Annotated in this window: 23 protein-coding genes and 1 pseudogene; 11 read left to right on the top strand and 13 right to left on the bottom strand. The window is 69.5% G+C overall.

Annotation, left to right across the window (positions count from 1 at the left end; all coding sequences use genetic code 11):
- Positions 1–2 precede the first annotated feature (2 nt).
- Positions 3–989, bottom strand: coding sequence for an NAD(P)H-dependent glycerol-3-phosphate dehydrogenase (locus tag VRZ77_RS14665; RefSeq protein WP_414593381.1), 987 nt, complete (start codon positions 987–989; stop codon positions 3–5).
- Positions 989–2,053 (bottom strand): tRNA (adenosine(37)-N6)-threonylcarbamoyltransferase complex transferase subunit TsaD, encoded by a 1,065-nt coding sequence (gene tsaD / locus VRZ77_RS14660; protein ID WP_414593380.1) that lies wholly within the window; start codon positions 2,051–2,053, stop codon positions 989–991. Before tsaD ends, VRZ77_RS14665 begins: the two co-directional genes overlap by 1 nt.
- Before the next feature lie 63 nt (positions 2,054–2,116).
- On the opposite strand from tsaD, the gene hemC reads away from it, so the two are divergent.
- From hemC to VRZ77_RS14640, 4 genes are all read left to right on the top strand, one after another.
- Positions 2,117–3,046 carry a hydroxymethylbilane synthase gene (gene hemC, locus VRZ77_RS14655; RefSeq protein WP_414593379.1) on the top strand — a complete coding sequence of 310 codons (930 nt, stop codon included), beginning with the start codon at positions 2,117–2,119 and terminating at the stop codon, positions 3,044–3,046.
- A gap of 4 nt (positions 3,047–3,050) precedes the next feature.
- Entirely contained in the window at positions 3,051–3,755 is a 705-nt protein-coding gene (locus VRZ77_RS14650) for a uroporphyrinogen-III synthase (RefSeq protein WP_414593378.1), read from the top strand.
- A 92-nt stretch (positions 3,756–3,847) separates the two neighbouring features.
- Complete coding sequence (locus VRZ77_RS14645) at positions 3,848–5,113, top strand: COG4223 family protein (protein WP_414593377.1); 1,266 nt, start codon at positions 3,848–3,850, stop codon at positions 5,111–5,113.
- Complete coding sequence (locus VRZ77_RS14640) at positions 5,110–6,750, top strand: heme biosynthesis protein HemY (RefSeq protein ID WP_414593376.1); 1,641 nt, start codon at positions 5,110–5,112, stop codon at positions 6,748–6,750. Before VRZ77_RS14645 ends, VRZ77_RS14640 begins: the two co-directional genes overlap by 4 nt.
- Positions 6,751–7,048: 298 nt before the next feature.
- On the opposite strand, the gene cobT is transcribed toward VRZ77_RS14640, so the two are convergent.
- The 3 genes from cobT to VRZ77_RS14625 form a co-directional block, all read right to left on the bottom strand.
- On the bottom strand, positions 7,049–8,986 hold the full coding sequence (gene cobT / locus VRZ77_RS14635) for a cobaltochelatase subunit CobT (RefSeq protein WP_414593375.1): 1,938 nt from the start codon (positions 8,984–8,986) through the stop codon (positions 7,049–7,051).
- 213 nt (positions 8,987–9,199) lie between these two features.
- On the bottom strand, positions 9,200–10,198 hold the full coding sequence (gene cobS, locus VRZ77_RS14630) for a cobaltochelatase subunit CobS (protein WP_414593374.1): 999 nt from the start codon (positions 10,196–10,198) through the stop codon (positions 9,200–9,202).
- A 49-nt stretch (positions 10,199–10,247) separates the two neighbouring features.
- Entirely contained in the window at positions 10,248–10,871 is a 624-nt protein-coding gene (locus tag VRZ77_RS14625; RefSeq protein WP_414593373.1) for a J domain-containing protein, read from the bottom strand.
- Positions 10,872–10,982: 111 nt separating this feature from the next.
- Between VRZ77_RS14625 and VRZ77_RS14620 the strand changes: the two genes are divergently transcribed.
- Positions 10,983–11,294: a BolA family protein gene (locus VRZ77_RS14620; protein ID WP_414593372.1), complete on the top strand. Its 312-nt coding sequence runs from the start codon at positions 10,983–10,985 to the stop codon at positions 11,292–11,294.
- A 168-nt stretch (positions 11,295–11,462) separates the two neighbouring features.
- Here the strand turns inward: VRZ77_RS14620 and VRZ77_RS14615 are convergent, their stop codons facing one another.
- A complete protein-coding gene (locus VRZ77_RS14615; RefSeq protein WP_414593371.1) occupies positions 11,463–12,299 on the bottom strand; it encodes an META domain-containing protein in 837 nt (278 codons plus the stop codon).
- Between the two features lie 242 nt (positions 12,300–12,541).
- On the opposite strand from VRZ77_RS14615, the gene VRZ77_RS14610 reads away from it, so the two are divergent.
- Positions 12,542–13,063, top strand: coding sequence for a hypothetical protein (locus VRZ77_RS14610; protein ID WP_414593370.1), 522 nt, complete (start codon positions 12,542–12,544; stop codon positions 13,061–13,063).
- Positions 13,064–13,076: 13 nt separating this feature from the next.
- On the opposite strand, the pseudogene VRZ77_RS14605 reads toward VRZ77_RS14610, so the two are convergent.
- From VRZ77_RS14605 to VRZ77_RS14595, 3 genes and pseudogenes are all read right to left on the bottom strand, one after another.
- Positions 13,077–13,871: pseudogene (locus tag VRZ77_RS14605) on the bottom strand (transporter associated domain-containing protein); the annotation flags it as partial.
- A 97-nt stretch (positions 13,872–13,968) separates the two neighbouring features.
- Positions 13,969–15,102, bottom strand: a complete 1,134-nt coding sequence (aroB, locus tag VRZ77_RS14600; RefSeq protein WP_414593369.1) for a 3-dehydroquinate synthase — start codon at positions 15,100–15,102, stop codon at positions 13,969–13,971.
- Positions 15,099–15,695 (bottom strand): shikimate kinase, encoded by a 597-nt coding sequence (locus tag VRZ77_RS14595; protein WP_414593368.1) that lies wholly within the window; start codon positions 15,693–15,695, stop codon positions 15,099–15,101. Before VRZ77_RS14595 ends, aroB begins: the two co-directional genes overlap by 4 nt.
- Before the next feature lie 204 nt (positions 15,696–15,899).
- On the opposite strand from VRZ77_RS14595, the gene VRZ77_RS14590 reads away from it, so the two are divergent.
- The 4 genes from VRZ77_RS14590 to VRZ77_RS14575 all read left to right on the top strand — a co-directional run bounded on the left by VRZ77_RS14590 (position 15,900) and on the right by VRZ77_RS14575 (position 20,003).
- Entirely contained in the window at positions 15,900–16,043 is a 144-nt protein-coding gene (locus VRZ77_RS14590) for a hypothetical protein (protein ID WP_241621702.1), read from the top strand.
- Entirely contained in the window at positions 16,040–17,023 is a 984-nt protein-coding gene (locus VRZ77_RS14585; protein WP_414593367.1) for a site-specific tyrosine recombinase XerD, read from the top strand. The genes VRZ77_RS14590 and VRZ77_RS14585 overlap by 4 nt, the downstream gene beginning before the upstream one ends.
- 117 nt (positions 17,024–17,140) lie before the next feature.
- Positions 17,141–18,094: an acetyl-CoA carboxylase carboxyltransferase subunit alpha gene (locus VRZ77_RS14580; RefSeq protein WP_414593366.1), complete on the top strand. Its 954-nt coding sequence runs from the start codon at positions 17,141–17,143 to the stop codon at positions 18,092–18,094.
- 112 nt (positions 18,095–18,206) lie between these two features.
- Positions 18,207–20,003, top strand: a complete 1,797-nt coding sequence (locus tag VRZ77_RS14575; protein WP_414593365.1) for a L,D-transpeptidase family protein — start codon at positions 18,207–18,209, stop codon at positions 20,001–20,003.
- A 453-nt stretch (positions 20,004–20,456) separates the two neighbouring features.
- Here the strand turns inward: VRZ77_RS14575 and VRZ77_RS14570 are convergent, their stop codons facing one another.
- Both VRZ77_RS14570 and secA read right to left on the bottom strand, forming a co-directional pair.
- The gene (locus VRZ77_RS14570) at positions 20,457–20,828 is read right to left on the bottom strand and encodes a nuclear transport factor 2 family protein (protein WP_414593364.1); all 372 of its coding nucleotides are present in this window, start codon (positions 20,826–20,828) and stop codon (positions 20,457–20,459) included.
- On the bottom strand, positions 20,825–23,623 hold the full coding sequence (gene secA, locus VRZ77_RS14565; RefSeq protein WP_414593363.1) for a preprotein translocase subunit SecA: 2,799 nt from the start codon (positions 23,621–23,623) through the stop codon (positions 20,825–20,827). The genes VRZ77_RS14570 and secA overlap by 4 nt, the downstream gene beginning before the upstream one ends.
- Positions 23,624–24,012: 389 nt before the next feature.
- Between secA and VRZ77_RS14560 the strand changes: the two genes are divergently transcribed.
- Entirely contained in the window at positions 24,013–24,993 is a 981-nt protein-coding gene (locus VRZ77_RS14560; RefSeq protein ID WP_414593362.1) for a peptidylprolyl isomerase, read from the top strand.
- A 100-nt stretch (positions 24,994–25,093) separates the two neighbouring features.
- Here the strand turns inward: VRZ77_RS14560 and VRZ77_RS14555 are convergent, their stop codons facing one another.
- Positions 25,094–25,528, bottom strand: coding sequence for a hypothetical protein (locus tag VRZ77_RS14555; RefSeq protein WP_414593361.1), 435 nt, complete (start codon positions 25,526–25,528; stop codon positions 25,094–25,096).
- Between the two features lie 35 nt (positions 25,529–25,563).
- A complete protein-coding gene (locus VRZ77_RS14550; RefSeq protein WP_414593360.1) occupies positions 25,564–26,001 on the bottom strand; it encodes a glycosyltransferase family 2 protein in 438 nt (145 codons plus the stop codon).
- Positions 26,002–26,111: the final 110 nt, after the last annotated feature.

Raw genomic sequence — 26,111 nt, 5'->3', positions numbered from 1 at the left:
GGTCACGCTTCCGCTTTCTGCGGCCGGGCCAGCAGGGACCCAATCGCCTGTTCGATGTCGCTGCGCCCCGCCAACACCGCCTCGACGGCCCGGCAGATCGGCATGTCGATGCCGCGCGCCTGCGCCATGGCGACCAGCACGCCGGCGGTGAGCGCGCCCTCGGTCAGAGCGCCGCCAGGCGAATGCTGGCCACGCCCGAGCGCGAGGCCGAGCGCGTAGTTGCGCGACTGCGCGGTGGAGGCGGTGAGGATCAGGTCGCCGAGGCCCGAGAGCCCGGTCAGCGTCTCCGAGCGCGCGCCGAACGCCCTGCCGAATCGCGTCAGCTCGGCGAAGCCGCGCGCGATCAGCGCCGCCGCCGCGCTGGCACCAAGCGCCCGCCCGCCGACGATGCCGGCGGCGATGGCGAGCACGTTCTTCGCCGCGCCGCCGATCTCGACGCCGCGCACGTCGTCGCTGTGATAGAGCCGGAACGAGGAGGAGCCGAGCGCGGTCGCCAGCGCCTCAGCCAGTCCCGCGTCGCGGGTGGCGAGCGTGACGGCGGTCGGCAGGCCGGCGGCGACATCGGCCGCGAAGCTCGGCCCGGACAGGATGGCCGGCACGGTGTGCGGCGCCGCCTGCTCCAGCACCTCGGTCATGAACAGCGAGGTGCGGCTCTCGATGCCCTTGGCGCAGGTGATGAGCGGCACGCCGGGCAGGATGTGCGGCGACAGCTGCTCCGCCGCCGCGCGGCTCGCCTGCGCGGGCACGACCAGCAGAACCGCGTCGCAGCTCGCGGCGCGGATCAGCGAGGTGGTCGGCGTCACGGCCTCGGCCAGCTCCACGCCGGGCAGATGCGCGTCGTTGCGCCGGGTGCGGGCGAGGGTGGCGATCGCCTCGGCGTCGCGGCCCCACAGCACGACCTCGCGCCCGGCGCGGGCGCTGGCATTGGCGAGCGCGGTGCCCCAGGCGCCGGCACCCACCACGCCGATGGTCGAAAACCTCGCCGCCATCAGCGGTCGGTCTCCGGCACGCCTTCGATCTCGTCGAGCGGCCAGCGCGCGCGCGGCGAGACGGCGAGACCGTCATCGAGCCCGAGCGCGAGCCGCTCCGCCCCGGCCCAGGCGATCATCGCGCCATTGTCGGTGCACAGTTCCGGCGGCGGCACGGCGAGGCGTGTGCCGCCATCGGCCGCGACCTTGTGCAGCGAGCGGCGGATCGCCTGGTTGGCCCCGACGCCGCCGGCCAGCACCAGCGCATGGGGCACCGTGCCGCGCTCGCGCATCGCCCGCAGCGCGTAGCGCACCCGGTCGGCCACGATGTCGACGATGGCGGCCTGGAACGACGCGCACAGGTCATACACGTCCTGCTCGCTCAAGGGGGCGATCTTCAGCGCCTCCAGCCGCACGGCGGTCTTGAGGCCGGAAAGCGAGAAATCCGGCGTCGCCCGGCCCAGCAGCGGGCGCGGCAGGGCAAAGCGCGAGGCATCGCCCTTCAGCGCGGCGCGCTCCACCGCCGGTCCGCCGGGATAGGGCAGGCCGAGCATCTTGGCGGTCTTGTCGAAGGCCTCGCCGATGGCGTCGTCGATGGTGCCGCCGAGCTTGGTGTATTCGCCGACGCCGGTGACGCAGACCAGCTGGGTATGCCCACCCGAGGCCAGCAGCAGCAGGTAGGGGAAGGGCACGGCATCGGTGAGCCGGGCGGTCAGCGCATGGGCTTCGAGATGGTTCACTGCCAGCAGCGGCTTCTCGGCGGCAAGCGCCAGCGCCTTGGCCGAGGTGAGCCCGACAATGACGCCGCCGATCAGCCCGGGCCCAGCCGCCGCCGCGATGCCGTCCAGCCCCGTCAGCGGCACGCCGGCCGCCTTGAGCGCGCGCGCGATCACATGGTCGAGCACCTCGACATGAGCGCGCGCGGCGATCTCGGGCACCACGCCGCCATAGGCCGCGTGATCCTCCACCTGCGAGAGCACGATATTGGACAGGATGGTGCCGGTGCCGTCGTCGCGACGACGCACGACGGCAGCCGCCGTCTCGTCACAGGTCGTCTCGATACCCAGCAGGAGAAGATCGCTCATTGACTTTATGGTTCCGGCCGGTGTTCTGAACCGCGTATCGAACCGCTAGCATCGCAGGACCTCATGACGCAATCGCTTCCAAAGCTCCGTCTCGGCACCCGCGGCTCTCCGCTCGCGCTGTGGCAGGCCCATGCGGTGCGCGACGCGCTGCTGAAAGCCCACGGCTGGGAAGCGGAAGCGGTGTCGGTGGAGGTGATCCGCACCACGGGCGACGCCATCACCGACCGCGCTTTGGCGCAGGCCGGCGGCAAGGGGCTGTTCACCAAGGAGCTGGAAGAGGCGCTGCTCGACCGGCGCATCGATCTCGCCGTGCATTCCGCCAAGGACATGGCGACCACGCTCCCCGAGGGGCTGCACATCGTCGGCTATCTGCCCCGCGCGGATGTGCGCGACGCGCTGATTCTGCGCGAGGGATCCTCGCTGGCCGATCTGCCCATGGGCGCGCGCGTCGGCACCGCCTCGCTGCGGCGCGAGGCGCAGCTGCGCCGGCTTCGGCCGGATCTTCAGGTCTCGCTGCTGCGCGGCAACGTGCAGCGCCGGCTCGACCAGGTGGCCAGTGGCGCGTTCGACGCCACCCTGCTCGCGCTCGCCGGCCTGACGCGGCTCGGCATGGCGGACCGGGTGAGCGCGGTGCTCGACACCGCCGATTTCCTCCCCGCCGTGGGGCAGGGCGCGGTGGCGATCGAGACCCGGCACGGCGATCTGGCGGTCGACATGCTGGTCGCCCGCGTGGTGTGCCGGGCCACCGCGACGGCGCTTCGTGCTGAGCGCGGCTTCCTCGCCGAGATGGACGGCTCCTGCCGTACCCCGATCGCCGGGCTCGCGACGGTGGAGGGCGACGAGCTGAGCTTCCGGGGCGTGGTGCTCGCGCCGGATGGCAGCGCTTATTACGAGATCGTGCGCCACGGCGCCGCCGCGCAGGCCGCGCAGCTCGGCGTTTCCGCCGGCCGGGAGATGCGCGCCATGGTGCCGCCCGGCCTGATCGGGGGCTGAGGCGATGCGGGTGCTGGTGACGCGCCCGGAGCCGGATTCGCAGGCCACAGCCGAGCGGTTGCGGGCGCTCGGTCACGATGTCGTGCGTGACCCGCTGCTGATCATCGAGCCGATAGCCGACGCGACGCTGCCGCCGGGGCGCTTCGACGCCGTGGTGCTCACCAGCGTCAACGGCGCGCGCGCGCTGGCACAGCGGCCGGAGCTGGCGGCGCTGCGCGATCTGCCGCTCTACGCGGTGGGCCGGCGCACCGAGGCTGTCGCGCCGCCGGGCTTTTCCCGCCGTCTGGTGGCCGGGGGCAATGGTGCGGCGCTCGCCGCCTTGCTGCGCGCCGAGCTCTCGCCCAGGTCCCGCGTGCTGCACGTCTGCGGCGAGGAGCGGGCGGTGGATCTCGGGGCGGAGCTGGCGGGCGACGGCCATGCGGTCGCGCTGTTCACGATCTATCGCGCGCGCGCCGCGGAGCATCTTTTGCCGGCTACGGAGGCGGCGATCCGGGGGAGGCAGATCGACGCGGCCTTCCATTTCTCGCCCCGCACCGCCGCCACGCTGGCGCGGCTCGCCGGGCAGGCCGGCCTCACGGAACACGGCGCCGGCTTCGTGCATTTGTGCTTCTCAGCGAACGTCGCAGCGCCGCTCATCCCGGCCGGCTGGCCGACGCGAATCGCCAACGAACCGACCGAAGACGGGCTGTTCGCGTTGTTGTCGACGTAAACCATCGGATGAGACCGAGGTTGCGGCGACGGAAGCGGGGGTTTATCCCGAGGGAAGGGCCGGAGCGGGCTTAAAGATCGGAGACAGACGCAGTGGCGAAGGACGATCCGACCAAAAACGAGGCCGCGGACGCGGCGGTCGATACCGGCACCGGGACGTCGGAGCCCGCCACCGAGACGGTTGCGGCTGAGGCCGTCCCGAAGGATACCGCGCCGGCCGAAGATACTGCGGTCGAAGACCTTACGGCGGACGAGGCCGCCCGCGAGGAGGCTGCCCACGAGGTCTTGGCGGCGGATGCCATCGAAGGGGCGCCTGCTTCCCTCGATCCCGAGCCCGTCCCCACGCCCGTGACCGAGCGCCCGCGCCGCCAGCTCGGCTGGTTCGGCGTGTCCGTCGCCGCGCTGATCTCCGGTCTGATCGGCGGCGCCGTCGCCTTCGCGCTGGTCGGCACCTTCTACAGCGCCGACGCCAATATCGATGCCATCACCGATCTGGAGGCGCGCGCGCTCGATCTGCGCCAGCGTGTCGAGCGGTTGGAGAACCAGACCGCGGCCGCACCGGCCCCCGCTCCGGCGACACAGGAACTGGCCGCCCGGCTGGACGCGCTGGAAACCGGCCTCACTTCCCTCGGCGGCAAGGTCGATGCGCTGCCGGCTGCCGGCGCGCCCCCGGCCGATACCAGCGAGCTTTCCGGCCGTATCAGCGCGCTTGAGCAGCATTTCACCGCGCTGCAAGCCGCCTCGCCGGAGGCGGTGAATGCGCTCGGGGCACGGCTCGATACGCTCCAGCAGCAGGTTTCGCAGGCGACTGCCGCGCAGAAGGCCGGCACGCAGGGCACCGCGCAACTGGTCGCGCTCGGCGCGCTTGAGGAGGCGATCCTCGCCGGCAGGCCGTTTGCCACCGAGCTTGCCGCCAGCCGCGCCCTGCTGGGTTCGGCCGGTGACGGCCTCGCCCCGCTTCAGGCTGGCGCGACCGCCGGTTTCCCCCAAGGCATGACGCTCGCGGTCCAGCTCGCGGCGGCTGAAGACCGTGCGGCCGCGGCCAAGGCGCCGGCCGAGACCTCGGCGGGCGTGCTGGACCGGCTGATGGACAGCGCCTCCAAGCTGGTGACCATCCGCCGCGCCGACGATCCGGTGAACGATCCCGAATCCGACCGCGCGCGCCTCAGGCTCGCCCGGCTCGCGCTTGAGCGCGGCGACTTCGCGGCGGCGGCGCGCGCCATCGACGCCCTGTCCGCCTCCGCCCGCGCGCCGCTCGCGGAGGTCGCCCAGACCATCGAGGCCCGCCAGTCGGCGCTTGCCACGGTGGCGGCGCTGAAGCAGCAGATCCTCGCCACCCTGCCCGGAGGTGCGCAGTGATACGGCTCATCGTCTATCTGCTCATCCTCGCCGGCGTCGCCTTCGGCGTTGCCTGGATCGCGGACCGGCCCGGCGCGCTCACCATCGACTGGCAGGGCTGGCATCTGGAAACCAGCGTGCTGGTGGCGTTCAGCGCGCTGCTGGTGCTGGTCGCCGTGGCCATTCTCGGCTGGGGCCTGCTCCGGCTGGTCCTGCGCTCCCCCGACTTGCTCACCGGCTCGCTGCGCAACCGCCGCGCCAATCGCGGCTGGGCGGCGATTTCGCGTGGGCTGATCGCGGTTGGCACCGGCGATGTCGCGGGCGCCCGCCGCGCGGCGAGCGACGCCGAACGGCTGATCGGCCGCGAGCCGCTGACCCAGCTCCTCGCCGCGCAGGCCGCCCAGCTTGCCGGCGACACGGCGGCGGCCGAGCGCGCGTTCCAGGCCATGACGCAGACCGCGTCGACCCGGCTGCTGGGGCTGCGGGGCCTTCATGTCGAGGCGCGCCGGCGCGGCGATGCCGAGGCGGCGCAGGCGGCGGCGGAAGAGGCGGCCCAGCTTGAGCCCGGCCTGATCTGGGCGGCGGACGCCGTGATCGAATCGCGCTGTCTCGCGGGAGATTACACCGGCGCGCTGGCGATGCTGGAGCGCGAGGCCGCGCATGGCGGGCTCGACCGCGCCGCGCATCGCCGCCGCCGCGCAGTCCTGCTGGCCGCGCAGGCGCAGGCTCAGGAACTGTCGGACCCGGCCACGGCGCGGGAAAAGGCGGTGGAGGCCGCCAAGCTCGCCCCGACGCTGGTGCCGGCGGCGGAAATCGCCGGGCGCCTGCTCGGTGCGGCGGGAGATACCCGCAAGGCGGCGAAGATCCTCGAAGCTGCCTTCGCTGCCACGCCGCATCCCGATCTCGCCGAGGCTTATCTGCATCTGCGGGTCGGGGATTCGGTGCGCGAGCGGCTGAAGCGCATGCGCGCGCTCACCGCCCGCATGCCCTCGCATCCGGAAAGCGTGATGGCGCTCGCCAGCGCCGCCATCGACGCGCAGGACTTCGCCACCGCACGTTCGGTTCTGGCGCCGTTGCTCGACGCGCCGACGCAGCGCATCTGCCTGCTGATGGCGGAGCTGGAAGCGGCCGAGCACAATGATGTCGGCAAGGCCCGTGAATGGACCGCCCGCGCCGTGCGTGCGCCGCGCGATCCGGCCTGGGTGGCGGACGGCTTCGTCGCCGAGCGCTGGGGCCCGATCTCGCCGATCACCGGTAAGCTCGACGCCTTTGTGTGGAAGGTGCCGCCCGGCGTGGCGGCCTCGCCGGTGCTGGAGCACGAGGCCGAGCGCGTGCGCGCGGCGATCCAGGCCGCGATCGAGGCTCAGCTTCCCGCGCCGACGGCCGCGCCGGTGGTGGGTCCCGAAATTGAGACCGTCGCCGCGCCCGAGCCGGCCGATACCGCCCCGGTGGCGCCGGCGATGCCGCCGGCCGCGAGCCAGACGCCAGCGACCAGCCAGGCGCCTGCAGCAAGCTCTGCGCCAGCGGCGAACGCCGCACCGGCGGCCGTGGTCGCGATGCCGAACCTGCCGGACGATCCCGGCCCGGAAGCGGCCTCGTTCCTTGACGAGTCCGAATCCAAGCCCCACGCCTCGGCCCGCCCGCCCTTCGGCGTGTGAGGTCGCGGCGGGGAGCGCGGCGCAAAAAAAGACCGGCCTTAGGCCGGTCTTGTCATTCTCGCTTTGGAGAGCGTCCCACCAGAGAGCCGGCCTCTCGTCAGGAGGCCGAAGGGAATGAGGCGGGTCGGAGTACATCCGTCCTGACCCGTATCCATCCGGCGCGGCGCTGACGAGGCGCCTGCGGGCCGGAAGCCCTGCTCTGGCTGGGATGAGGCTTATTTAGGCAGCCTCGCCGGCATTTCAAGAGGCGCGACGAGTCTCGCGCCCGATCGGCTTCGTTTGCGGTACAGACCGGCCGTCAGTGCAGCCGTCCGCCGCCCATCGCCTTGCCACCCACGGCTTTGCCGCCGGGCTTCTTGCCGGCGACGCCCTGCCGCTCGTCAAACAATTCGGCGAGCTTGTCGGTCATGGCCCCGCTCAGCTCCTCGGCATCCACGATGGTTACCGCGCGCTTGTAGTAGCGCGTCACATCGTGGCCGATGCCGATGGCGATCAGCTCGACCGGGGACTTGTCCTCGATCTGCTGGATCACCCAGCGCAAATGCCGCTCCAGATAATTGCCCGGATTCACCGAAAGCGTGGAATCGTCCACCGGTGCGCCGTCGGAAATCATCATCAGGATGCGGCGCTGCTCGTTGCGGGCCAGCAGACGGTTATGCGCCCAGTCCAGCGCCTCGCCGTCGATGTTCTCCTTGAGCAGGCCCTCGCGCATCATCAGGCCGAGATTCTTGCGCGCGCGGCGCCAGGGCGCGTCGGCGGATTTGTAGATGATGTGGCGCAGGTCGTTCAGCCGGCCGGGCGCGCCCGGCTTGCCGGCGGACAGCCAGGTCTCGCGCGCCTGCCCACCCTTCCACGCCTTGGTGGTGAAGCCGAGAATCTCGACCTTCACGCCGCAGCGCTCAAGGGTGCGGGCCAGAATATCCGCGCAGGCGGCGGCGACCGTGATCGGGCGCCCGCGCATCGAGCCGGAATTGTCCAGCAGCAGCGTCACCACCGTGTCGCGGAAGTCAGTGTCGCGCTCGCGCTTGAAGGAGAGCGGCTGCATCGGGTCGATGATGATGCGGTGCAGGCGCGCCGGGTCGAGCATGCCCTCTTCGAGGTCGAACTCCCAGCCGCGATTCTGCTGCGCCATCAGCTTGCGCTGCAGGCGATTGGCGAGGCGCGCGACGATGCCCTGGAGATGCACGAGCTGCTTGTCGAGATAGGAGCGCAGCCGGGCCAGCTCCTCCGGGTCGCACAGTTCGTCCGCGTTCACCGTCTCGTCGAAGCGCGGCGTGAAGGGGTGGTACTCCGGCGGGCGCGGCTCGGTCGGTGAGAGGTTCTGCGGGCGCCACGGCTCGGAGGAATCGTCGGATTCGCCCAGCTCCGCGTCGTCGGACAGCTCGGAATTGGGCTGCTCCTGCTGCTCCTCGGATTCTTCCGGGTTCTGGTCGGAGGACAGGTCGGTGTCGACCTCGGTCGTGCCTTCGGCATTCTCATCCTGCTCGGCATCCGATCCCTTGCCGGAATCGTCCTCGCGGGTGTCGTCGGCCTCGGTGGAGGGGTCGTTGCTCTCGTCGAACGGGGCGATGTCCTCGCCCATGCCGAGCGAGGACAACAGGTCGCGCATCGCCTCGGCGAAGCGGCCCTGGTCGTCGGCGGCGCCGGCCAGCTCGTCGAGCGCGGTGGCGCCGTGCTCCTCGATGAAGCCGCGCCACAGGTTCACCATCTCGCGCGCGGCGGCGGGCGGGGCCATGCCAGTCATGCGCTCGCGCAGGATCAGCGACAGCGCGTCCTCCAGCGGGGCGTCCTCGCGGGAGGCGAGATTGGCGAAATTGGCCTTCTGATAGCGGTCTTCCAGCATAGCGGAGAGATTCAGCGCCACGCCGTCCATGCGCTGGGCGCCGAGCGCCTCGCAGCGGGTCTGCTCGGCGGCGTCGAAGGCGGCTCTCGCCTGCTGGCCGACCGGCACCAGCTTCTTGTGCACCTTGGGGTCGTGGCAGGCGAGGCGCAGCGCCATGGAATCGGCGTGGCCGCGCATGATCGCGGCGTCCTGCTTGGTCATGCGGCGCGAGGGCTCGGGCAGCCGGGCGCGGCCGTCGGCATAGCCGGGCTTTTCCGAGCCGAAGGTGACCTCGATATTGCTGTCGCCGGCGATGGCGCGCAGGCAGCTCGTCACCGCGCGCTTCAGCGGCTCCGTCGGCGCCTCCTTGGGCGGCGTGCGGGTCGGGCGGTTGGTCGTGGTCGAGCTGCTCATGGCGATGGCCTTGGATGCTGGGCGTTACCTTGCCCCGTCGGGGAAAGGTCGGCCCCGCGCGTGGAGGCCTTATCTTTCCCTCTCCCCGGTGGGGAGAGGTGGCCCGCGTAGCGGGGCGGTGAGGAGGAGGGAGAGGACTGGAAAGCTCCGAGCCCCCTCACTCACCCCTCTCCCCTCGGAGGAGGGGCCTGTCGCTCTCGCGGGTCGGCGTCCTTACGACATCACGACGTTGACGGCGGATTCCGTCAGCTCCTTGCCGAAGCAGCGCTGATAGAACTCGGCCACCAGCGCGCGCTCCAGCTCGTCGCACTTGTTGAGGAAGGTCACGCGGAACGCGAAGCCGAGGTCCTGGAAGATCTCGGCGTTCTCGGCCCAGGTGATCACGGTGCGCGGGCTCATCACGGTGGAGAGGTCGCCATTGACGAAGGCCTGCCGGGTGAGGTCGGCGAGGCGCACCATGCGGGCCACGTTGTCGCGGCCTTCCGGGGTCTGGAAGTGCTTGGCCTTGGAGACGACGATGTCGACTTCCTTGTCGTGCGCCAGATAGTTCAGCGTGGTGACGATGGACCAGCGGTCCATCTGCGCCTGGTTGATCTGCTGGGTGCCATGATAGAGGCCGGTGGTGTCGCCGAGGCCGATCGTGTTCGCCGTCGAGAACAGGCGGAACGCGCCATGCGGGCGGATCACGCGGTTCTGGTCGAGCAGCGTCAGGCGGCCGGCGCTCTCCAGCACGCGCTGGATCACGAACATCACGTCCGGGCGGCCGGCGTCGTATTCGTCGAACACGAGGGCGACGTTGTTCTGGTAGGCCCAGGGCAGGATGCCGTCGCGGAATTCCGTGATCTGCTTGCCTTCCTTGACCACGATCGCGTCCTTGCCGATCAGGTCGATGCGGCTGATGTGGCTGTCGAGGTTGACGCGCACGCACGGCCAGTTCAGCCGGGCCGCCACCTGCTCGATGTGGCTCGACTTGCCGGTGCCGTGATAGCCGGTGACCATGACGCGGCGGTTATGCGCGAAGCCCGCGAGGATGGCCAGCGTGGTCGGGCGATCGAACAGGTAGTCGGGATCGATGTCCGGCACATAGGCGTCGGGTTCGGCATAGGCCGGCACGTCGAGGTCGACATCGATGCCGAACACCTGCCGGACCGAGACCTTCATGTCCGGCATGGGAGCGACGATCGGCGCGGCTTGGGTGAGCGAGGCGGTCATTATTCCTCCGTTGCCGCGTTAGCGCGCGGCGGGTCTGACATAAGCGGGATCAACAATAGCCCGCGCTCTTGAGATGATTATAGGACTGGATCACGTCGCGCAGGCGGTCCTCGGTGGAGGTGTCGCCGCCATTGACGTCGGGGTGGTATTTCTTGGCGAGCGTCTTGAAGCGGGCCTTGATCTCCTCGGCGCTGGCGCTGATCTCCAGCCCGAGCGATTCGAAGGCCCGGCGCTCGGCATTGCGGATCATCCGGCCCTCGCGCGCGGGCTGCGGGTCCGGCCGCGCCGTGCCGCCCAGATCACTGAACACGCCGAACGGATCGGCGAAGCCTTCGGGCGCGTGGCGCTTGATGTGCTCGGACGCCGCCCGGCCGGTGCCGCCCTTGCTGCCCATCTTCCAGGTCGGACGATGCCCGGTGAGCGCGTCCTTCTGGTAGGCCATCACCGCGTCGTCGGCCATGCCGGAGAAGTAATTATAGTTCTGGTTGTACTGGCGCACATGGTCGAAGCAGTAGCGCCAGAACTGGTTTTCGCGGTCGCGCCCCTTCGGCGCCCGGTGCGTCGCGGGCTTGTCGCAGCCGGCCCAATCGCATGCCGGGCATTCCGCCTTGAGGCGGCGATCCCGGTCCGGCTTGACGCGAATGCGGTCGAATATGGGGGAGTCGAGCTTCATGATCGGGCGATTATGCTGTTGCTGATGGAGGTATACAAGAAACCAACACGACGTCACCGCCGATTAGAGACATATTGACCGCGCGCGAGGCGGCGGATACCCCGTTCGGCCATGAGCGAACCCCTTCATCCTGCGTCCCCTCCGCCTGCCGATGCCGTCGCGCAGGCGCTCTCCCGCGTGCGGCTCGCGCTGGCCGAATTGTCGCCCTCGGTCCTCGAACTGGAGGATGAGAGCCATCGCCATGAAGGCCATGGCGGCCACCGTCCAGGGCAGCTCACGCATCTGCGCGTGCGCATCGTCGCCGAGGTGTTCGCCGGGCAGAACCGGCTCGCCCGCCACCGGCTGGTGAACGGGCTGCTCGCCGACGAGATCGCGCGCGGGCTGCATGCCCTTGCCATAGACGCGAAGGCGCCGGGCGAGTGAACCCGGCGCCGTGAGGAAACCTGCCGCTCTATATGGGTGGATTTCGGGCGGATTCCAGAACTCTTTCCGGTCGGGCGGCATCACCCGATCGACCGGAAGCACCCTGAACCCGATGCGCCAAGGGCGCTTCCTCGTCGCGCAGGCCGATCGGCCGGCGCGAAACATGCTCTAACGCGCGATCTGGAGCACGCGCCGGCCCGAGGCGTCGAGGAAGGCGATCTGCCCCTCGCGATACTCCCAGGAGCGCACCGCACCCATCGCCGAGGCGAGGTTCTGCTCATAGACCTGCTCGGCATTATTGCAGGCCATCCGGGTCATCATCACCCGCGAGAACGTCGCATTGCGCCCGTTGACGCTCATCCGCGAACTGAGCGTGTTGCAGCCGAGCGAGGCGCTGACGTTCATGTCGCGGCCGATGTCGAAGCGCACCCGGGCGCCATGGGGCACGCGGACGCCGCGCCCGTCCACGCCGATGATCCAGAGCTGCCCCCAATTTCCGGTCCAGTTGAAGGCCGGGGTAGAGGTCTGGGCCGGCGGTCGGCTGGGGCGCTGGCGGTCCGGCACGGTGATCAGGCGGAACTGGGCGTGGGTGCCGCGCATCGGCGCGGAAGCCGCGAGCTGGCCGCGCGGATCGACGGTGACGTATTTGCCGTTCTGTACCGAGCGCAGCGAATAGGTATCGCCGCCATGGGGGTCCATCTCGAAGGTCTCCCAGCCGCGAATATGCGGGCTGCCGGTGCCGAGCAGCGTGTCGGGCCCGATGCCGGCCCGTACATAGCTGCCATCCTGCGCACGCAGTGCGATGCGCCGGCCTTCCAGCCGCACGACCTCGAAGCGGGCGGCGTCGCGTGTATTGCCGACGGCGACGAGCATGCCGGAGCGCTCCGTCACATTGGCGTTGTTGCTCGCCCATTGCAGAACGATGTCGGCGGCGGCGGCCGGCAGGCTTAACAGCCCCATCAAGCCGACGATGGCGAGGCCGCGGCTGAAGATGTTGAACCTCATAATATCCCCCTGAAGCCCGATGTGACGTTAAGGAATATACTATCCCACCGCGCTGAAGCGTTGCTGACCTCGCAGTTCATGCGCCGTTCATCGCGCCGGGCCGGTCTTCCTTGACTTCCGGGCACCGCGCGCCAGTTCGATGTCACCTAACGTTAGCTGCACCGTCTTGCCCGCAGGCATGGGCGCGTGCGGTGGGCGCCGGGCGTGGATGCCCCGGTGGCCGGTTGAAAGGACCCTCGATCATGTCGTCTTCCCGCCGTTCCGAACGCAGCCTGATCAGCCATGATGAAGACGAGGTGGTGCGGCTCAGCCATCACCCCGCGATCTACGAGGTGGAGACCGAGGCGCTGCAGGGACTGCGCCGCCGCATCCGGGAATTTCACGAGAAGGAGCGCACGCTTTCGCGCCACAAGCGCCGCGTGGTGCGCGGGAAGGCGGAGGAGCGCGGGCGCAGCTTTCCCGGCACCGCCGAGCGCCCGGCCCAGCGCAAGCAGGTGTTCGCGGCGGCGATGAAGCGCGTCAACAGCGAACTGCGCCGTCGCGCCGACCTCGAATCGCGGGCGAGCCAGGCCGAGATCGCGCACAAGGCGCTGGCGCTGCGCCGCTCGGCGAATTTCACCAAGCCGCCGGTGGCCGACCGCACGGCGGATACCGGGATGGACGTGATCCCCAGCCGCCGCCGCACCACGGTCCCGCCCGCCAAGATCGGCAGCATCTCGCAGCAGGTGAAGAACGCGCAGGCCCGGCGCGACCGGCGCGCCTGACGTTGCGCAAGAGCTAGCGTGTGCCGGCTATAGCCGGCGCACCCGGCCTCCGGGCGCCCAGCGGCACGATGCGCAGCAAGGTGAGGCGGTTGCGCTGGCGGCGCATCACCTGGAAGCGGAAATCGTGGAAGATGAAGGTCTGGCCCGGCTCGGGGATGATCCGCGCCTCGTGGATCACCAGCCCGGCGACCGTGGTCGCCTCCTCGTCCGGCAGGTTCCAGCCCATGAAGCGGTTGAGGTCGCGGATCGCCACCGAGCCCTCGACATTGACCGAGCCGTCCGGGTGGCGCCGCGCGCCGGTGAAGGCGATGTCGTGCTCGTCGGATATCTCGCCGACGATCTCCTCCAGAATGTCTTCCAGCGTGACGAGGCCCATCACCTCGCCATACTCGTCGACCACGAGGGCGAAATGCTGCTTGCGGCGGCGGAACGCCTTGAGCTGATCGGCCAGCGTGGTGCCGTCCGGCACGAACCAGGCCGGGCGGGCGATCTTCTCGATGTCGAGCCTGGAGATGTCGTTGCCGAGCGCCTGAAGCTCGCGCAGCAGGTCCTTGGCGTGCAGCACGCCGACAATGTTGTCCGGGGTGTCGCGCCACAGCGGCAGGCGGGTGAAGGGCGAGGCGAGCGCCTCGCGCACGAGGTCGGCGGGAGGCTCGCCCGCGTCCAATGTCGCCATCTTGGTGCGGTGGACCATGGCGTCGGAGACTTCGAGCTCGCGCAGATTGACGAGGCCCGCCACCATGTCGCGGTCGTCATTGCCGAGCGAGGCCGCGCGCTGGAGATGCGCCAGCGCCGCGCGGATTTCCTCGCGGCTGTCCGGCTCGGGTGGCGGCGGCGGTTCCGGCGCGTGGCGCGGACGCCAGCGGCCGAGCAGCGCGAGCGCCTTGCGGCTCATCGCGGCATCCTCATGCCCGTTCCGCGTCGAGGAAGGCACGCACCGCCGCCGGGTCGACATCGCGGGCGATGAAGCTCTGGCCGATGCCGCGCGCGAGAATGAAGGTGAGCGCCCCGCGCGAGACCTTCTTGTCCTGGCCGATCAGCGTCATCAGCCCGTCCGTGTCCGGCAGTTCGCCGGGAATGTCGGCGATGCGGGTCGGCAGGCCGACCGCCTTGAGATGGGCGGCAACGCGGGCGGCGTCCTCGGCCGGGCATAGGCCCTGCGCGGCGGAGAAGCGGAATGCCTGCGCCATGCCGACCGCCACCGCCTCGCCATGCAGCAGGCGCTGCGAGAAGCCGGCGCCCGCTTCGAGCGCGTGGCCGAAGGTGTGGCCGAGATTGAGCAAAGCGCGGTCGCCGGTCTCCAGCTCGTCGCGCGCCACGACGGCCGCCTTGGCCGCGCAGCTGGTCGCGATCGCCTCGATGCGGGCGGGGCCGCCGGCGAACACGTCCTTCCACTTGCGCTCCAGCCAGGCGAAGAACGGGGCGTTGTCGATCAGCCCGTATTTGGCGACCTCGGCATAGCCCGAGCGGAACTCGCGCAGCGGCAGCGTGTCGAGCACGCGTGTGTCGGCCAGCACCAGCACCGGCTGATGGAAGGCGCCGACCAGGTTCTTGCCGTGACGCGAATTGATGCCGGTCTTGCCGCCGACCGAGGAATCGACCTGCGCCAGCAGGCTGGTCGGGACCTGCACGAAATCGACGCCGCGCCGGAGCGCCGCCGCCGCGAAGCCCGAGAGATCGCCGACAACCCCGCCACCAAGCGCCAGCACGAGGTCGCGCCGCTCGATGCGGGCGGAAAGCAGCTCGTCGATCACATGCTCGAAGGTGGCGAAGTTCTTGGAGCCCTCGCCGGGCGGGACCACGATGGCCGAGGAGGTGAGCCCGGCCGCCTTCAGCGAGGCTTCCACCGTCGCCAGATGCCGCTCGGCGACATTGGCGTCGGTGACGATGCCCACGCGCGCGCCGGGGCGCAGGCTGGCGATGCGCGCGCCGATCTCTTCCAGCAGGTGCGGGCCGATCACGATGTCATAGGAGCGCGACCCGAGCCCGACGCTGAGCCGGGTGATGTCGGCGCGGGCGATATCGGCAGCTTTGTTCACGGGTTTTCTCCGGTAGCGGGCGGCGTGCCGAGATGGGCCGACATCGCGTCGATCACTTCCTCGACCATGACATCCTGCGGCACGTCGTGCGAGACGACCGTGACATGGGCCTCAGCATAGACCGGATAGCGCTGGTCGATCAGCGCCGCCAGCGTCGCGGCCGGGTCGGCGGTCCTGAGAAGCGGGCGGTCGTCGCGCCGGCGCACCCGGCGCAGCAGCACGTCGAGGTCAGCCTTGAGCCACACCGCAACGGCATGGCGGGCGATGGTCTCGCGGGTTTCGGCGTTCATATAGGCGCCGCCGCCGGTCGCCAGCACCAGCGGGCCGGTCTCCAGCAGGCGGGAAATCACCCGCTTCTCGCCGTCGCGGAACGCGGGTTCGCCGTGATGGGCGAAAATCTCAGGGATCGTCATGCCCGCCGCCTGCTCGATCTCGGTATCGGCATCGGCGAAGGGCATGGAGAGGCGACGCGCGAGGCGCTTGCCGACCGAGGACTTGCCGGCGCCCATCATGCCGACCAGCACGATTGAGCGCGCGCCGAGGCGCTGGCGCAGCGTCGCCGCCTTGTCATCCTGCTGGTGCTCGGCCGTCATCTTGTCGTTCCGTTCCCTTGCTGGCGGACTATCATCCGCCGGTTTCGCGCGCAATGCAGGCCCGCCTGCTGGCGCACGCGCAAATGCCCAGAGGGAGGCCTCCGGCCGCTTTTCCGGCTGGTTTCTGTTTCATTAGGGCTCGGCATCCTACCATGGGTCCCGGTCCCCGCCGCGAATCGTCCACGATCGGAAAATCGAGACACGATGCCGAGCCTTATCCGACTGATCGTCGTCCTCGCCGTCATCGGCGGCGTCTGCTACGGGGTGCTGTGGTCCTTCGCCAACCTCGTCGCGCCGCAGCCGCGCGAGATGAGCGTCACCATTCCCGCCGACAGGTTCGCCAAATGAACGCGCCGCAGCGGCGCGGGCGCGGCGGAACGGCGGCGGCCTTTCTCGACATGCTGACCGCCGAGCGCGGGGCGAGCGTCAATACCATCGCTTCCTATGCCCGCGACCTTGAGGATTTCGAGGCGTTCATGACGGGTGAGGGCGTCGGCCTTGATGCCGGCTCCACCGACCATATCCGCGCCTATCTCGCCGAGCTGACGGCGCGGGGCCTTGCGAGCGCCAGCGTGGCGCGGCGCCTGTCCTGCCTGCGCCAGTTCCACCGCTTCCTTTATGTCGAAGGCTACCGCGACGAGGACCCCGCCGCCGTGCTGGAAGGCCCCCGGCGGACGCGGCCGCTGCCCAAGGTGCTGTCGGTGGAGGAGGTCGGCCGGCTGATCGATACCGCCCATGCCCGCGCCGCCGAGCCGGTGCCGAGCCTGCCCGAGGCCGCGCGGCGCGCGCGGATGGCGTGCTTCGTCGAGCTGCTCTACGCCACCGGCCTGCGCGTTTCCGAGCTCGCGGCGCTGCCGGCCAGCGCGGCGGGCCTGAAGGGCGAGGCGATCATCGTGCGCGGCAAGGGCGCCAAGGAGCGCATGGTGCCGCTCGGCGAGCGCGCCCGCGCCGCGATGACGGCCTATCGCACCGCGCTCGACGCCGTGCGGCGCGCGACGAAGGGCAAAAGCCGGACAGAGCCGGCGGCCGGGCGCTGGCTGTTTCCCTCCGGCGCCGCTTCCGGCCACATCACCCGCCAGCAGATCGCGCTCGACCTCAAGGAACTCGCGATCGCCGCCGACCTTGATCCGGCGCGGCTCTCGCCCCATGTGCTGCGCCACGCCTTCGCCAGCCATCTGCTGGCGCATGGCGCGGACCTTCGCATCGTGCAGACGCTGCTCGGGCATACCGATATTTCGACCACGCAGATCTATACCCATGTGCTGGACGAGCGGCTTAAGAGCCTTGTGCGCGATCTGCACCCGCTGAACGATACGGCGGGCGGATGAGGCGGTTCGTGCCGTCCGCCTTGACGTCGCCACCCTCTCGGGGCAGCTTCCCGGCAAAATTCGCGGGGGGTCCGTCCGGGCCGCCCTCTTTTCTCATGTTGGACCGATCGACGACCGATGCGCAGCTACCTCGACTTTGAGAAGCCCGTGGCCGAACTCGAGGCCAAGCTGGAAGAATTGCGGGCGCTCGCCGCCGATGGCGGCACCGTGTCGATCGGGGACGATATTACCCGGCTCGAAGGCAAGGCCAATGACGCGCTGGTCCAGCTCTATGCCAACCTGACGCCGTGGCAGAAGACGGCGGTGGCGCGCCATCCGCTGCGCCCACATTTTACGGACTATGCCGCGCATCTGTTCGAGGATTTCGATCCGCTCGCCGGCGATCGCTCCTTCGGCGAGGACGAGGCCATCCTCGGCGGCTTCGCCCGCTTCCGCGGGCAGGCGGTGTGCCTGATGGGCCATGAGAAGGGCTCCACCACCGAGACCCGCATCAAGCACAATTTCGGCATGGCGCGGCCCGAGGGCTACCGCAAGGCGGTGCGGCTGATGGAACTGGCGGACCGCTTCTCGCTGCCGGTGATCTCGCTGGTCGACACCGCCGGTGCCTATCCGGGAATCGGCGCCGAGGAGCGCGGGCAGGCCGAGGCCATCGCCCGCTCCACCGAGGAATGCCTCAAGCTCGGCGTCCCCAATGTCGCCGTTATCATCGGCGAGGGTGGTTCGGGTGGCGCGATCGCCATTGCCACGGCGAACCGGGTGCTCATGCTCGAACATGCGATCTACAGCGTGATCTCGCCCGAGGGCGCGGCCTCGATCCTGTGGCGCGACACCTCCAAGGCGCAGGACGCGGCGACCAACATGCGCATCACCGCGCAGGACCTCGCCCGGCTCAACGTCATCGACAGCATCATTCCCGAGCCGCCGGGCGGCGCGCATCGCGATCCGGTCGCGATGATGAACGCTGCGGGCGACGCCATCGAATCGTCACTGCACGCGCTCGACGGGCTGACGCCGCAGGAACTGCGCAAGGCGCGCCGCGAGAAGTTCCTCGCCATAGGCCGCACGCTGTGACGGCGCGCGCGCTTTCCCTGGCCGCGCGGGCCGCTCTTGCGGTAACCTGTGGTCAAGGATAACGCTTTATGATGACCCTCATGGTTTTACGGGACTGACGGGGAGTTTCGCGTTGGGCCGCTCTGGCAATCAAGGCCGCTTCGCCCGCATGGTGGGCGCACGGTGGCGCGGCATCCTGCTGGCGGGCTGCGCCGCGCTGGCGCTCGCCGCCTGCACCGGCGACGGCGGACCCTCGCCCAATGCCAAGGCGATGAAGGCGCTGTCCCCGCAGACGCTCGCGCTCATCAGCGAGAAGGGCATGCGCACCGACAGCCCGGTCGTGGTGCGCATCTACAAGGAAGAATCCGAGCTTGAGGTCTGGAAGCAGAATTCCAGCGGCGAGTTCGCCCTGCTCAAGACCTACCCGATCTGCCGCTGGTCCGGCGAGCTGGGGCCGAAGATCAAGGAAGGCGACCGGCAGGCGCCGGAAGGCTTCTACACGATCACGCCGGGTCAGATGAACCCGAACTCCAGCTATTACCTGTCATTCAATCTCGGCTTCCCGAACGCCTATGACCGCGCCTGGGGCCGCACCGGCGCCCATCTGATGGTGCATGGCGACTGTTCCTCCGCCGGCTGCTACGCCATGACCGACGAGCAGATCCAGGAAATCTTCGCGCTCGGCCGCGAGAGCTTCAAGGGTGGCCAGCGTGCCTTCCAGGTGCAGGCCTATCCGTTCCGCATGACCGCGGACAACATGGTGCGCCACCGCAACAACCCGAACATGCCGTTCTGGCGGATGCTCAAGGAAGGCAGCGACACGTTCGAGCTGACCAAGGCGCTGCCCAAGGTGGACGTTTGCGGCAAGCGCTACGTGTTCAACGCCACGCCGGTGGACCCGCGGGCGAAATTCGACCCCTCCGCGCCGTGCCCCGAATATTCGCAGCCGGAAGGTTTGCAGCAGGCAATCGCCGCGCGCAGCCAGGAAGTCACCCGGATGATGGCGAGCGCCGGCTCCTACACGCCGGTCGCGCCGGTGAAGACCGGCAAGGATGGCGGGATGCATCAGGTGTTCCTCGCCAAGCTGCAGAACCCCGAGCTGAAGGCGCCGGGCTCGCTGCCGCCGGTGGTGAAGCCGCCGGGGAGCGACTATGGCGTCGATACCAACGCGCCGGCCCCGGCCGAGAGCATCGCGCTCGCTCAGGCTGATTCGGTGGTTGCCACCGCGCCGGCCGCCGTCGCCGCCGCAGGTAGCGTGCCGATGCCGGCTCCGCGCCCGACCGATGCGCCCGGCGGCGGGAGCACTCAGGTGGCAACCTCCTCCGGTACGACGCTGTTCGGCGGCCGCGCGGCCGGCACCAGCGTCGAGGTCGCCTCGGCCGATGGCAGCGGAAGCTGGCTAAGCGGCGTGAGCCGGCTGTTCAACCGCGAGGAGCCGGCCACGGCGCCGACGGCCAATGCGCAGAGCGTGACGGCACCGAACTCGGTGTCCATGGCCCCGCCCGCCAGTTCCGCCTTCTCCTTCGGCAATCTGTTCGGCGGCGGCTCCGCGCCGCAGCCGACCGCCGCGACCACGCCGGAAGCGGTGCCGAACGTGCTGAGCACCGGCACGGTGCCGGTGCCGCAGGCGCGTCCCCCGGTGCCTCAGGCGGCCCCGCGCGCACAGGCGCCGCGTCCGGCCGCGGTCCCGCAGGCCGCAGCGCCCCAGGTCGCGCCCCAAGTCGCACCCCATGCGGCGCCCCAGCTGTATTCGTCGGTGCCGACTCCGGCGGCGGCCGCCGCCCCGGCCTATGGCGCGGTGCCGACCCCGGCTGCCGCGGCGGCGGGCGTGCCTCAATTGCGGCCCTCCATGCCGTCCAGCGGCAGCTCCGCAGCCCTGCCGGGCGCCGGCATCATCTCGACCGGCGGTTTCTCGACCAGCGTGCAGTGACATTGCGCGGCCCTTCCGGGGCGGTGCTGCTTCATCTCCGTCACGCCCGATTCCGACCGTGCGCGGCCAGCGTGCGATCCCCGTCGGTGGTCGAGGACGACATCCGCGCGTCCGGCCGGCCACGGATTACGCCGGACGACCTCACTCGCGCCTCAGGCGTGAAGACCGGCGGATGGCCGGAGGTTCCGCAAGCTGCGCCTCGTGCCGCTTGAGGGGCTACCTACCGCGTTCCCGGGGATGTCGCTGATGGGTTCGTTGCCTCGTCCGGCCTCGCCAGAGCCGGCCAATCCGCCACGCGCGAGGTGCGGGGCGTCCATCACACGCCTTTCACAGGCCTGTCTTCACCCCGCCTCGCGAGTGCGGGCATGACTCGGGCGCGCTTATGACCGCTTCATCGAGGGGCCACGCGGGGACGAGGCGCCGGCGCCTCTCGCGGCCGGCGGGTGAGGGCGGTCAGGCGATCAGCGAACTATGGGCCGCGGCCAACTGCCAGCCCTTCGCCCCGAGCCGCCACAGCTGGCTGTAGCGCATCGCGGCGGAGAAGCGGGCGCCTTGCGCGTTGCCTTCGGCTTCGACGCGCAGATGGCAATGCGCGGTGCAGGCATCGAACGTCCGGATTTCGATGTCGTGGAAGTCGAGCCGCTTCAACCGCAGCATGCCGCTGGTGTGGCGGCCGAGATTGTCCGCCTTGTCGCCGACCATGCCCATGAAGTCGACGAACACGACGTCGTCGGCCAGCAGCACGTCGAGCGCCGCCACGTCGCCGGTGAGGACGGCGACACGCAGGCGCTCTTCGGCTTCATGGATGTGAGCGGCGACGCTCACACGAAGCGGCCGTGGCAGTGCTTGTATTTCAGGCCCGAACCGCAGGGGCAGGGTTCGTTGCGCCCGACCCGACCCCAGCTCGACGGGTCGTTCGGGTCGCGGGCGGGGGAATTGGCATCGGCGGCCGGGGCGAGCGTCGCCGCGCTGGCGAACTCGGCATCCGCGAGCGCGAACTCGTCGTCGCCGGTTGCCGGGTCGGCGTGGTGCGCCTCCATCACCGGCAGTTCTTCCGGCGGCGGCGCGGTCATCACCTCGACACGCATGAGCTGGGCGGTCACCGCCTCGCGCAGGCTGGAGAGCATGGTCTCGAACAGCTGGAACGCCTCGGACTTGTACTCGTTCAGCGGGTCGCGCTGGCCATAGCCGCGCAGGCCGATGACCTGGCGCAGGTGGTCGAGCGTGACGAGGTGCTCGCGCCACAGATGATCCAGCGTCTGGAGAAGGATGGACTTCTCGACATAGCGCATGATCTCGGGGCCGTATTTGGCGAGCTTCAGCGCCATGGCCTCGTCGGTCCGGGCGCGAATGCGCTCGCGCATCTCCTCGTCGGCGATGCCTTCCTCGGCCGCCCATTCCTTCACCGGCAGGTCGAGGCCGGTGAGGCCGCCGAGCGCCTGATGCAGACCGTCCGTGTCCCACTGCTCGGGATAGGCGTTGGGCGGCACGAATCGGGTCACGATGTCGTCGATCACGCCGTGGCGCATCTCGGCGACGGTTTCGGCGACGTCCTCGTCCTGCATCAGCTCGACGCGCTGCTCGAACACCACCTTGCGCTGGTCGTTCATCACGTCGTCGTATTTCAGCAGGTTCTTGCGGATGTCGTAGTTGCGGGCTTCGACCTTGCTCTGGGCCTTTTCCAGCGCCTTGTTGATCCAGGGATGGACGATGGCCTCGCCCTCCTTGAGGCCGAGCCGCTGCAGCATGCTGTCGAGCCGATCCGACCCGAAGATGCGCATCAGATCGTCTTCCAGCGACAGGAAGAAATGCGAGTGGCCGGGGTCGCCCTGGCGGCCGGAGCGGCCGCGCAGCTGGTTGTCGATGCGCCGGCTTTCATGGCGCTCGGTGCCGATGACATAAAGGCCGCCGGCCTCCAGCGCCTTCTGCTTGAGCTTGGCGATCTCCTCGCGGATGTTGGCCTCGGCGGCGGCGCGCTGCTCGCCCTCGGGCATGCCGGCCAGCTCGTGCTGGATGCGCATCTCGGCATTGCCGCCGAGCTGAATGTCGGTGCCGCGGCCAGCCATGTTGGTGGCGATGGTGATCGCGCCCGGCACGCCGGCCTGGGAGACGATGTAGGATTCCTGCTCGTGGTGGCGGGCGTTGAGCACCGCGAAGACGAGGTCCTCGCTGTTGCCCTGGTCGCCGTCATAGAGCGGGCGGAACGCGTCCGGGTCGGAGAAGTCCTTCTGGCGGAAGCCGCGCTTCTTCAGCAGCTCGGCCAGAAGTTCGGACTTCTCGATCGAGGTGGTGCCGACCAGCACCGGCTGGCCGCGCTTCTTGCAGTCGATGATGACCTCGATGATGGCGTTGTATTTCTCGCCAGCGGTCCGGTAGACCTCGTCGTCGTCGTCGATGCGCTTCACCGGCAGGTTGGTCGGAATCTCGACCACTTCGAGCCGGTAGATGTCGCCGAATTCCGCCGCCTCGGTGTTTGCCGTGCCGGTCATGCCGGCCAGCTTCTCGTACATACGGAAATAGTTCTGGAAGGTGATGGAGGCCAGCGTCTGGTTCTCGGGCTGGACCTGGACCCGCTCCTTGGCTTCCAGCGCCTGATGCAGGCCTTCCGAATAGCGCCGGCCCGGCATCATGCGGCCGGTGAACTCGTCGATGATGACGACCTCGCCATTGCGCACGATGTAGTCCTTGTCGCGCTGGAACAGCGTGTGGGCGCGCAGGGCCTGGTTGACGTGATGCACCACCGAGACGTTCTCGACGTCGTAGAGCCCGCCATCGCCCTTGAGCAGACCGGCCTCGCGCAGCAGCACTTCCATCTTTTCCATGCCGGCCTCGGTCATGGCGACCGAGCGCTGCTTCTCGTCGACCTCGTAGTCTTCCTTCGAGAGCTTCGGGATGTAGGTATCGATGGTGTTGTAGAAGTCGGAGCGGTCGTCGAGCGGGCCGGAAATGATGAGCGGGGTGCGCGCCTCGTCGATCAGGATCGAGTCCACCTCGTCGACCACCGCGTAATGATGCGGGCGCTGGACCATCTGGCCCAGCTCGTACTTCATGTTGTCGCGCAGATAGTCGAAGCCGAGCTCGTTATTCGTGGCGTAGGTGACGTCGCAGGCATAGGCCGCGCGGCGCTCGTCGTCATCGAGCCCGTGGACGATGATGCCGGTGGTGAGCCCGAGGAAACGGTAGACCCGGCCCATCCATTCGGCGTCGCGCTTGGCGAGGTAGTCGTTGACCGTGACGACGTGGACGCCCTTGCCGGTCAGCGCGTTGAGATAGACCGGGGCGGTCGCGACCAGCGTCTTGCCTTCGCCGGTGCGCATCTCGGCGATGCCGCGCTCGTGTAGCACCATGCCGCCGATGAGCTGGACGTCGAAATGCCGCTGGCCCAGCGCCCGGCGCGCGCCCTCGCGCACGGTGGCGAAGGCGGGCACCAGAAGATCGTCGAGGCTCGCGCCTGCCGCGAGCTGCTCCTTGAACTGGGCGGTGCGCGCGCGCAGCTCCTCGTCGCTCAGCTTCAGGAGCTCGGGTTCCAGCGCGTTGATGGCGGCAACTTTCGGCTGGTAGCCGCGCACGCGGCGGTCATTGGCCGATCCGAAGAGCTTTCGCGCGAGAGCGCCGAACATGAGGCTTCCAATCCGTGTCCGCCAGGGCATATGTCGGAACCCGGCGATGGCGGGCCGCCGGGCCCTTCGATTTCGCACACATCCGCCAGGCGTCGGGCGCGAAGCCGCCTGCCGGGCACATGGAGACGCGGTTTGCGGCCGAAATGGGTCCGGCGCAGCCTGCCGCCCACCACCGGCGCGCGGCATTTCGCGTCACAAGAATGCGAGCGCCGGGGAGGCTTCGCACCGCGTGCCACACTTATGAACGGGTTTGGGGGTTGTCAATCGCAGGCAAGGCGACAGTCTGTATGCTTGGCGGGGCTCGATGCCCGCTTGCAAGCGGCTTGCGTCTGAGCCAGCTTTCGCCGCCCGAACCGCGGACAACCGCAAACTCCCAAGGAACCTCTCTCATGAACCCCCATCGTCCGCACGCCGCGCTCAAGGCGCGCAGCCGCCACCCCGCCGGCCTGCGTGCCGGCCTCGTCGCCGTGCTGCTCGGGACCACCCTGTTCACCGCGCTGCCCGCCAGTGCCCAGACTCCCCCGCCTGCGGCCACTGCCGCCGCGACCGACGATCCGGTGCTCGCCACCGTCAACGGCACGCCGATCCGCCGCAGCGAGGTCAACGCCGCCGCTGCCGAGCTCTCTTCCAACCTGCCGCCGCAGATCCAGGGGCCGGCCCGCGACGAATATGTGCTCGGCTTCCTGATCGATCTCACCGCCATGGCGCAGCTCGCCGAGCAGCAGAAGCTCGACCAGACCGAGGCGTTCAAGCAGCAGCTGGACTTCATCCGCAAGCGCGTGCTGATGCAGGCGGCGCTGGAAAACGTGACCAAGGCCGCGCTGACCGACGAGGCGCTGAAAAAGACCTATGACGAGGCCGTCGGCAAGCAGAAGCCGGAAGAGGAAGTGCACGCTCGCCACATCCTGTTCCGCGTCGATCCCGCCAATCCGGGGAGCGACGCCGAGGCCAAGAAGAAGGCCGAGGAGGTCGAGGCCCGGCTGAAGAAGGGCGAGGATTTCTCCAAGCTCGCGTCCGAACTGACCGAGGACCCCTCGGGCAAGGAAGACGGCGGCGATCTCGGCTTCTTCGTCAAGGACCAGATGGTGCCGGAATTCGCCGACGCCGCCTTCGCCGCCAAGGCGGGCGACGTCACCGCCCCGGTGAAGACCCAGTTCGGCTGGCACGTCATCAAGGTCGAGGAAAAGCGCCAGAAGCCGGTGCCGACTTTCGACGAGGTGAAGCCGCAGCTTGAGCAGTACCTCGCCCAGAAGGCGCAGGCCGAGGCCGTTCAGAAGGCCCGCGACGCCGCGAAGGTCGAGAAGACCGCCGCCGCGCCCAAGCCTTCCGACCTGCTGACCCCGCCGAACGACGCCCCCAAGGCGCCCTGACAAGCCTCATCAGGCGGTTCCCCGGAGCCGCCTGATGAGGCCGGCACGCAGCGGCCGGCACGTAGCGGCCGGGTCGCTCAGGCCCGGCCACTCCGGCCGCTCAGGCCGGCAACATCCTGTAGCGGAGCGCGATGTGCAGCGCGGCGGCAAGCAACAGCCGCCGCAGCCGGACATCGCGCACCAGCTCTTCCGGGCGGCCATAGACGTCGAGGCGCCCGGCGCGGTCAGCACTGTTCGCCGCCCAGACGCTCGCGCTCAGGCCATCGAGCGTCGCCTTTTCGTGGAAGCGCGACTGCCAGCTCACGGCGTCGTCCTCGCGCAGCGCACGGCGTCTGGCCTCATAGTTCAGGGCGCGCTTGGTGATTTCGCTCTGCGCACGCAGCGGCAGGTGGAAGATCTGTCTTTCCAGCGGGTCCCGGATTTGCGGGCCGTCGACGAGCATGTGCTGACCCCGGTCAAACCGGACGGGGTGCTCGCTCCAGATGGCTATCTTGGTCTCGCGATGGTTCACGAACGCATCGGCAAAGGCTTCCACGCCCGTCGGAGTCGCGCGGCCGTCGGCACGGTATGTCACCCCAGAAACCCGAAAGGCGTGGGGTGGCGGCGGTTGCGGCGCTGCACGAAATTGCTCCACCGCGCCCCGATGATTCGTGGTTCGCGCTGATCGACCATGGTCGCGACATCGGTCGGAGAGAGCGCCCAGAACTCATCGGAATCGAAGGGCAGTATCAGGCGAAACCCCTCGCCGATCAGCGTGTTGGCCGCCGCGGAAATCAGTTCGGGCTGCCGGTATTCGTTGAGCACATGCCGCTCGACGCGCACCCGGCCCCGCGATCTGTGCGCCAGTTGCTCCAGCTTCTCGAAGGTGCCATCGGTCGATCCGTCGTCGATGATGTGCAGTCGTTCAAGACCCATCCGCAGATAGTGGCCGCACAGGATGAGCGCGATGTCGGAGGCATCGCGCATGACGCAGACGCCCGCCGTCTTCGGTATGACCGCGAAGGCCATGAGTGTCAGCATCCATTGGTGGGAACCGCACCGCGCGACGAGGCTTGAGTGAGCCGGACGCAGCTTGAAGCCTAGCGCGCCGTCACAGAGGCGCACGCGCGTTCACGACG

Source organism: Ancylobacter sp. G4_0304 (genome assembly GCF_047501495.1).
Lineage (GTDB): Bacteria > Pseudomonadota > Alphaproteobacteria > Rhizobiales > Xanthobacteraceae > Ancylobacter.
This window is presented reverse-complemented; position numbering and strand designations above follow the sequence as displayed.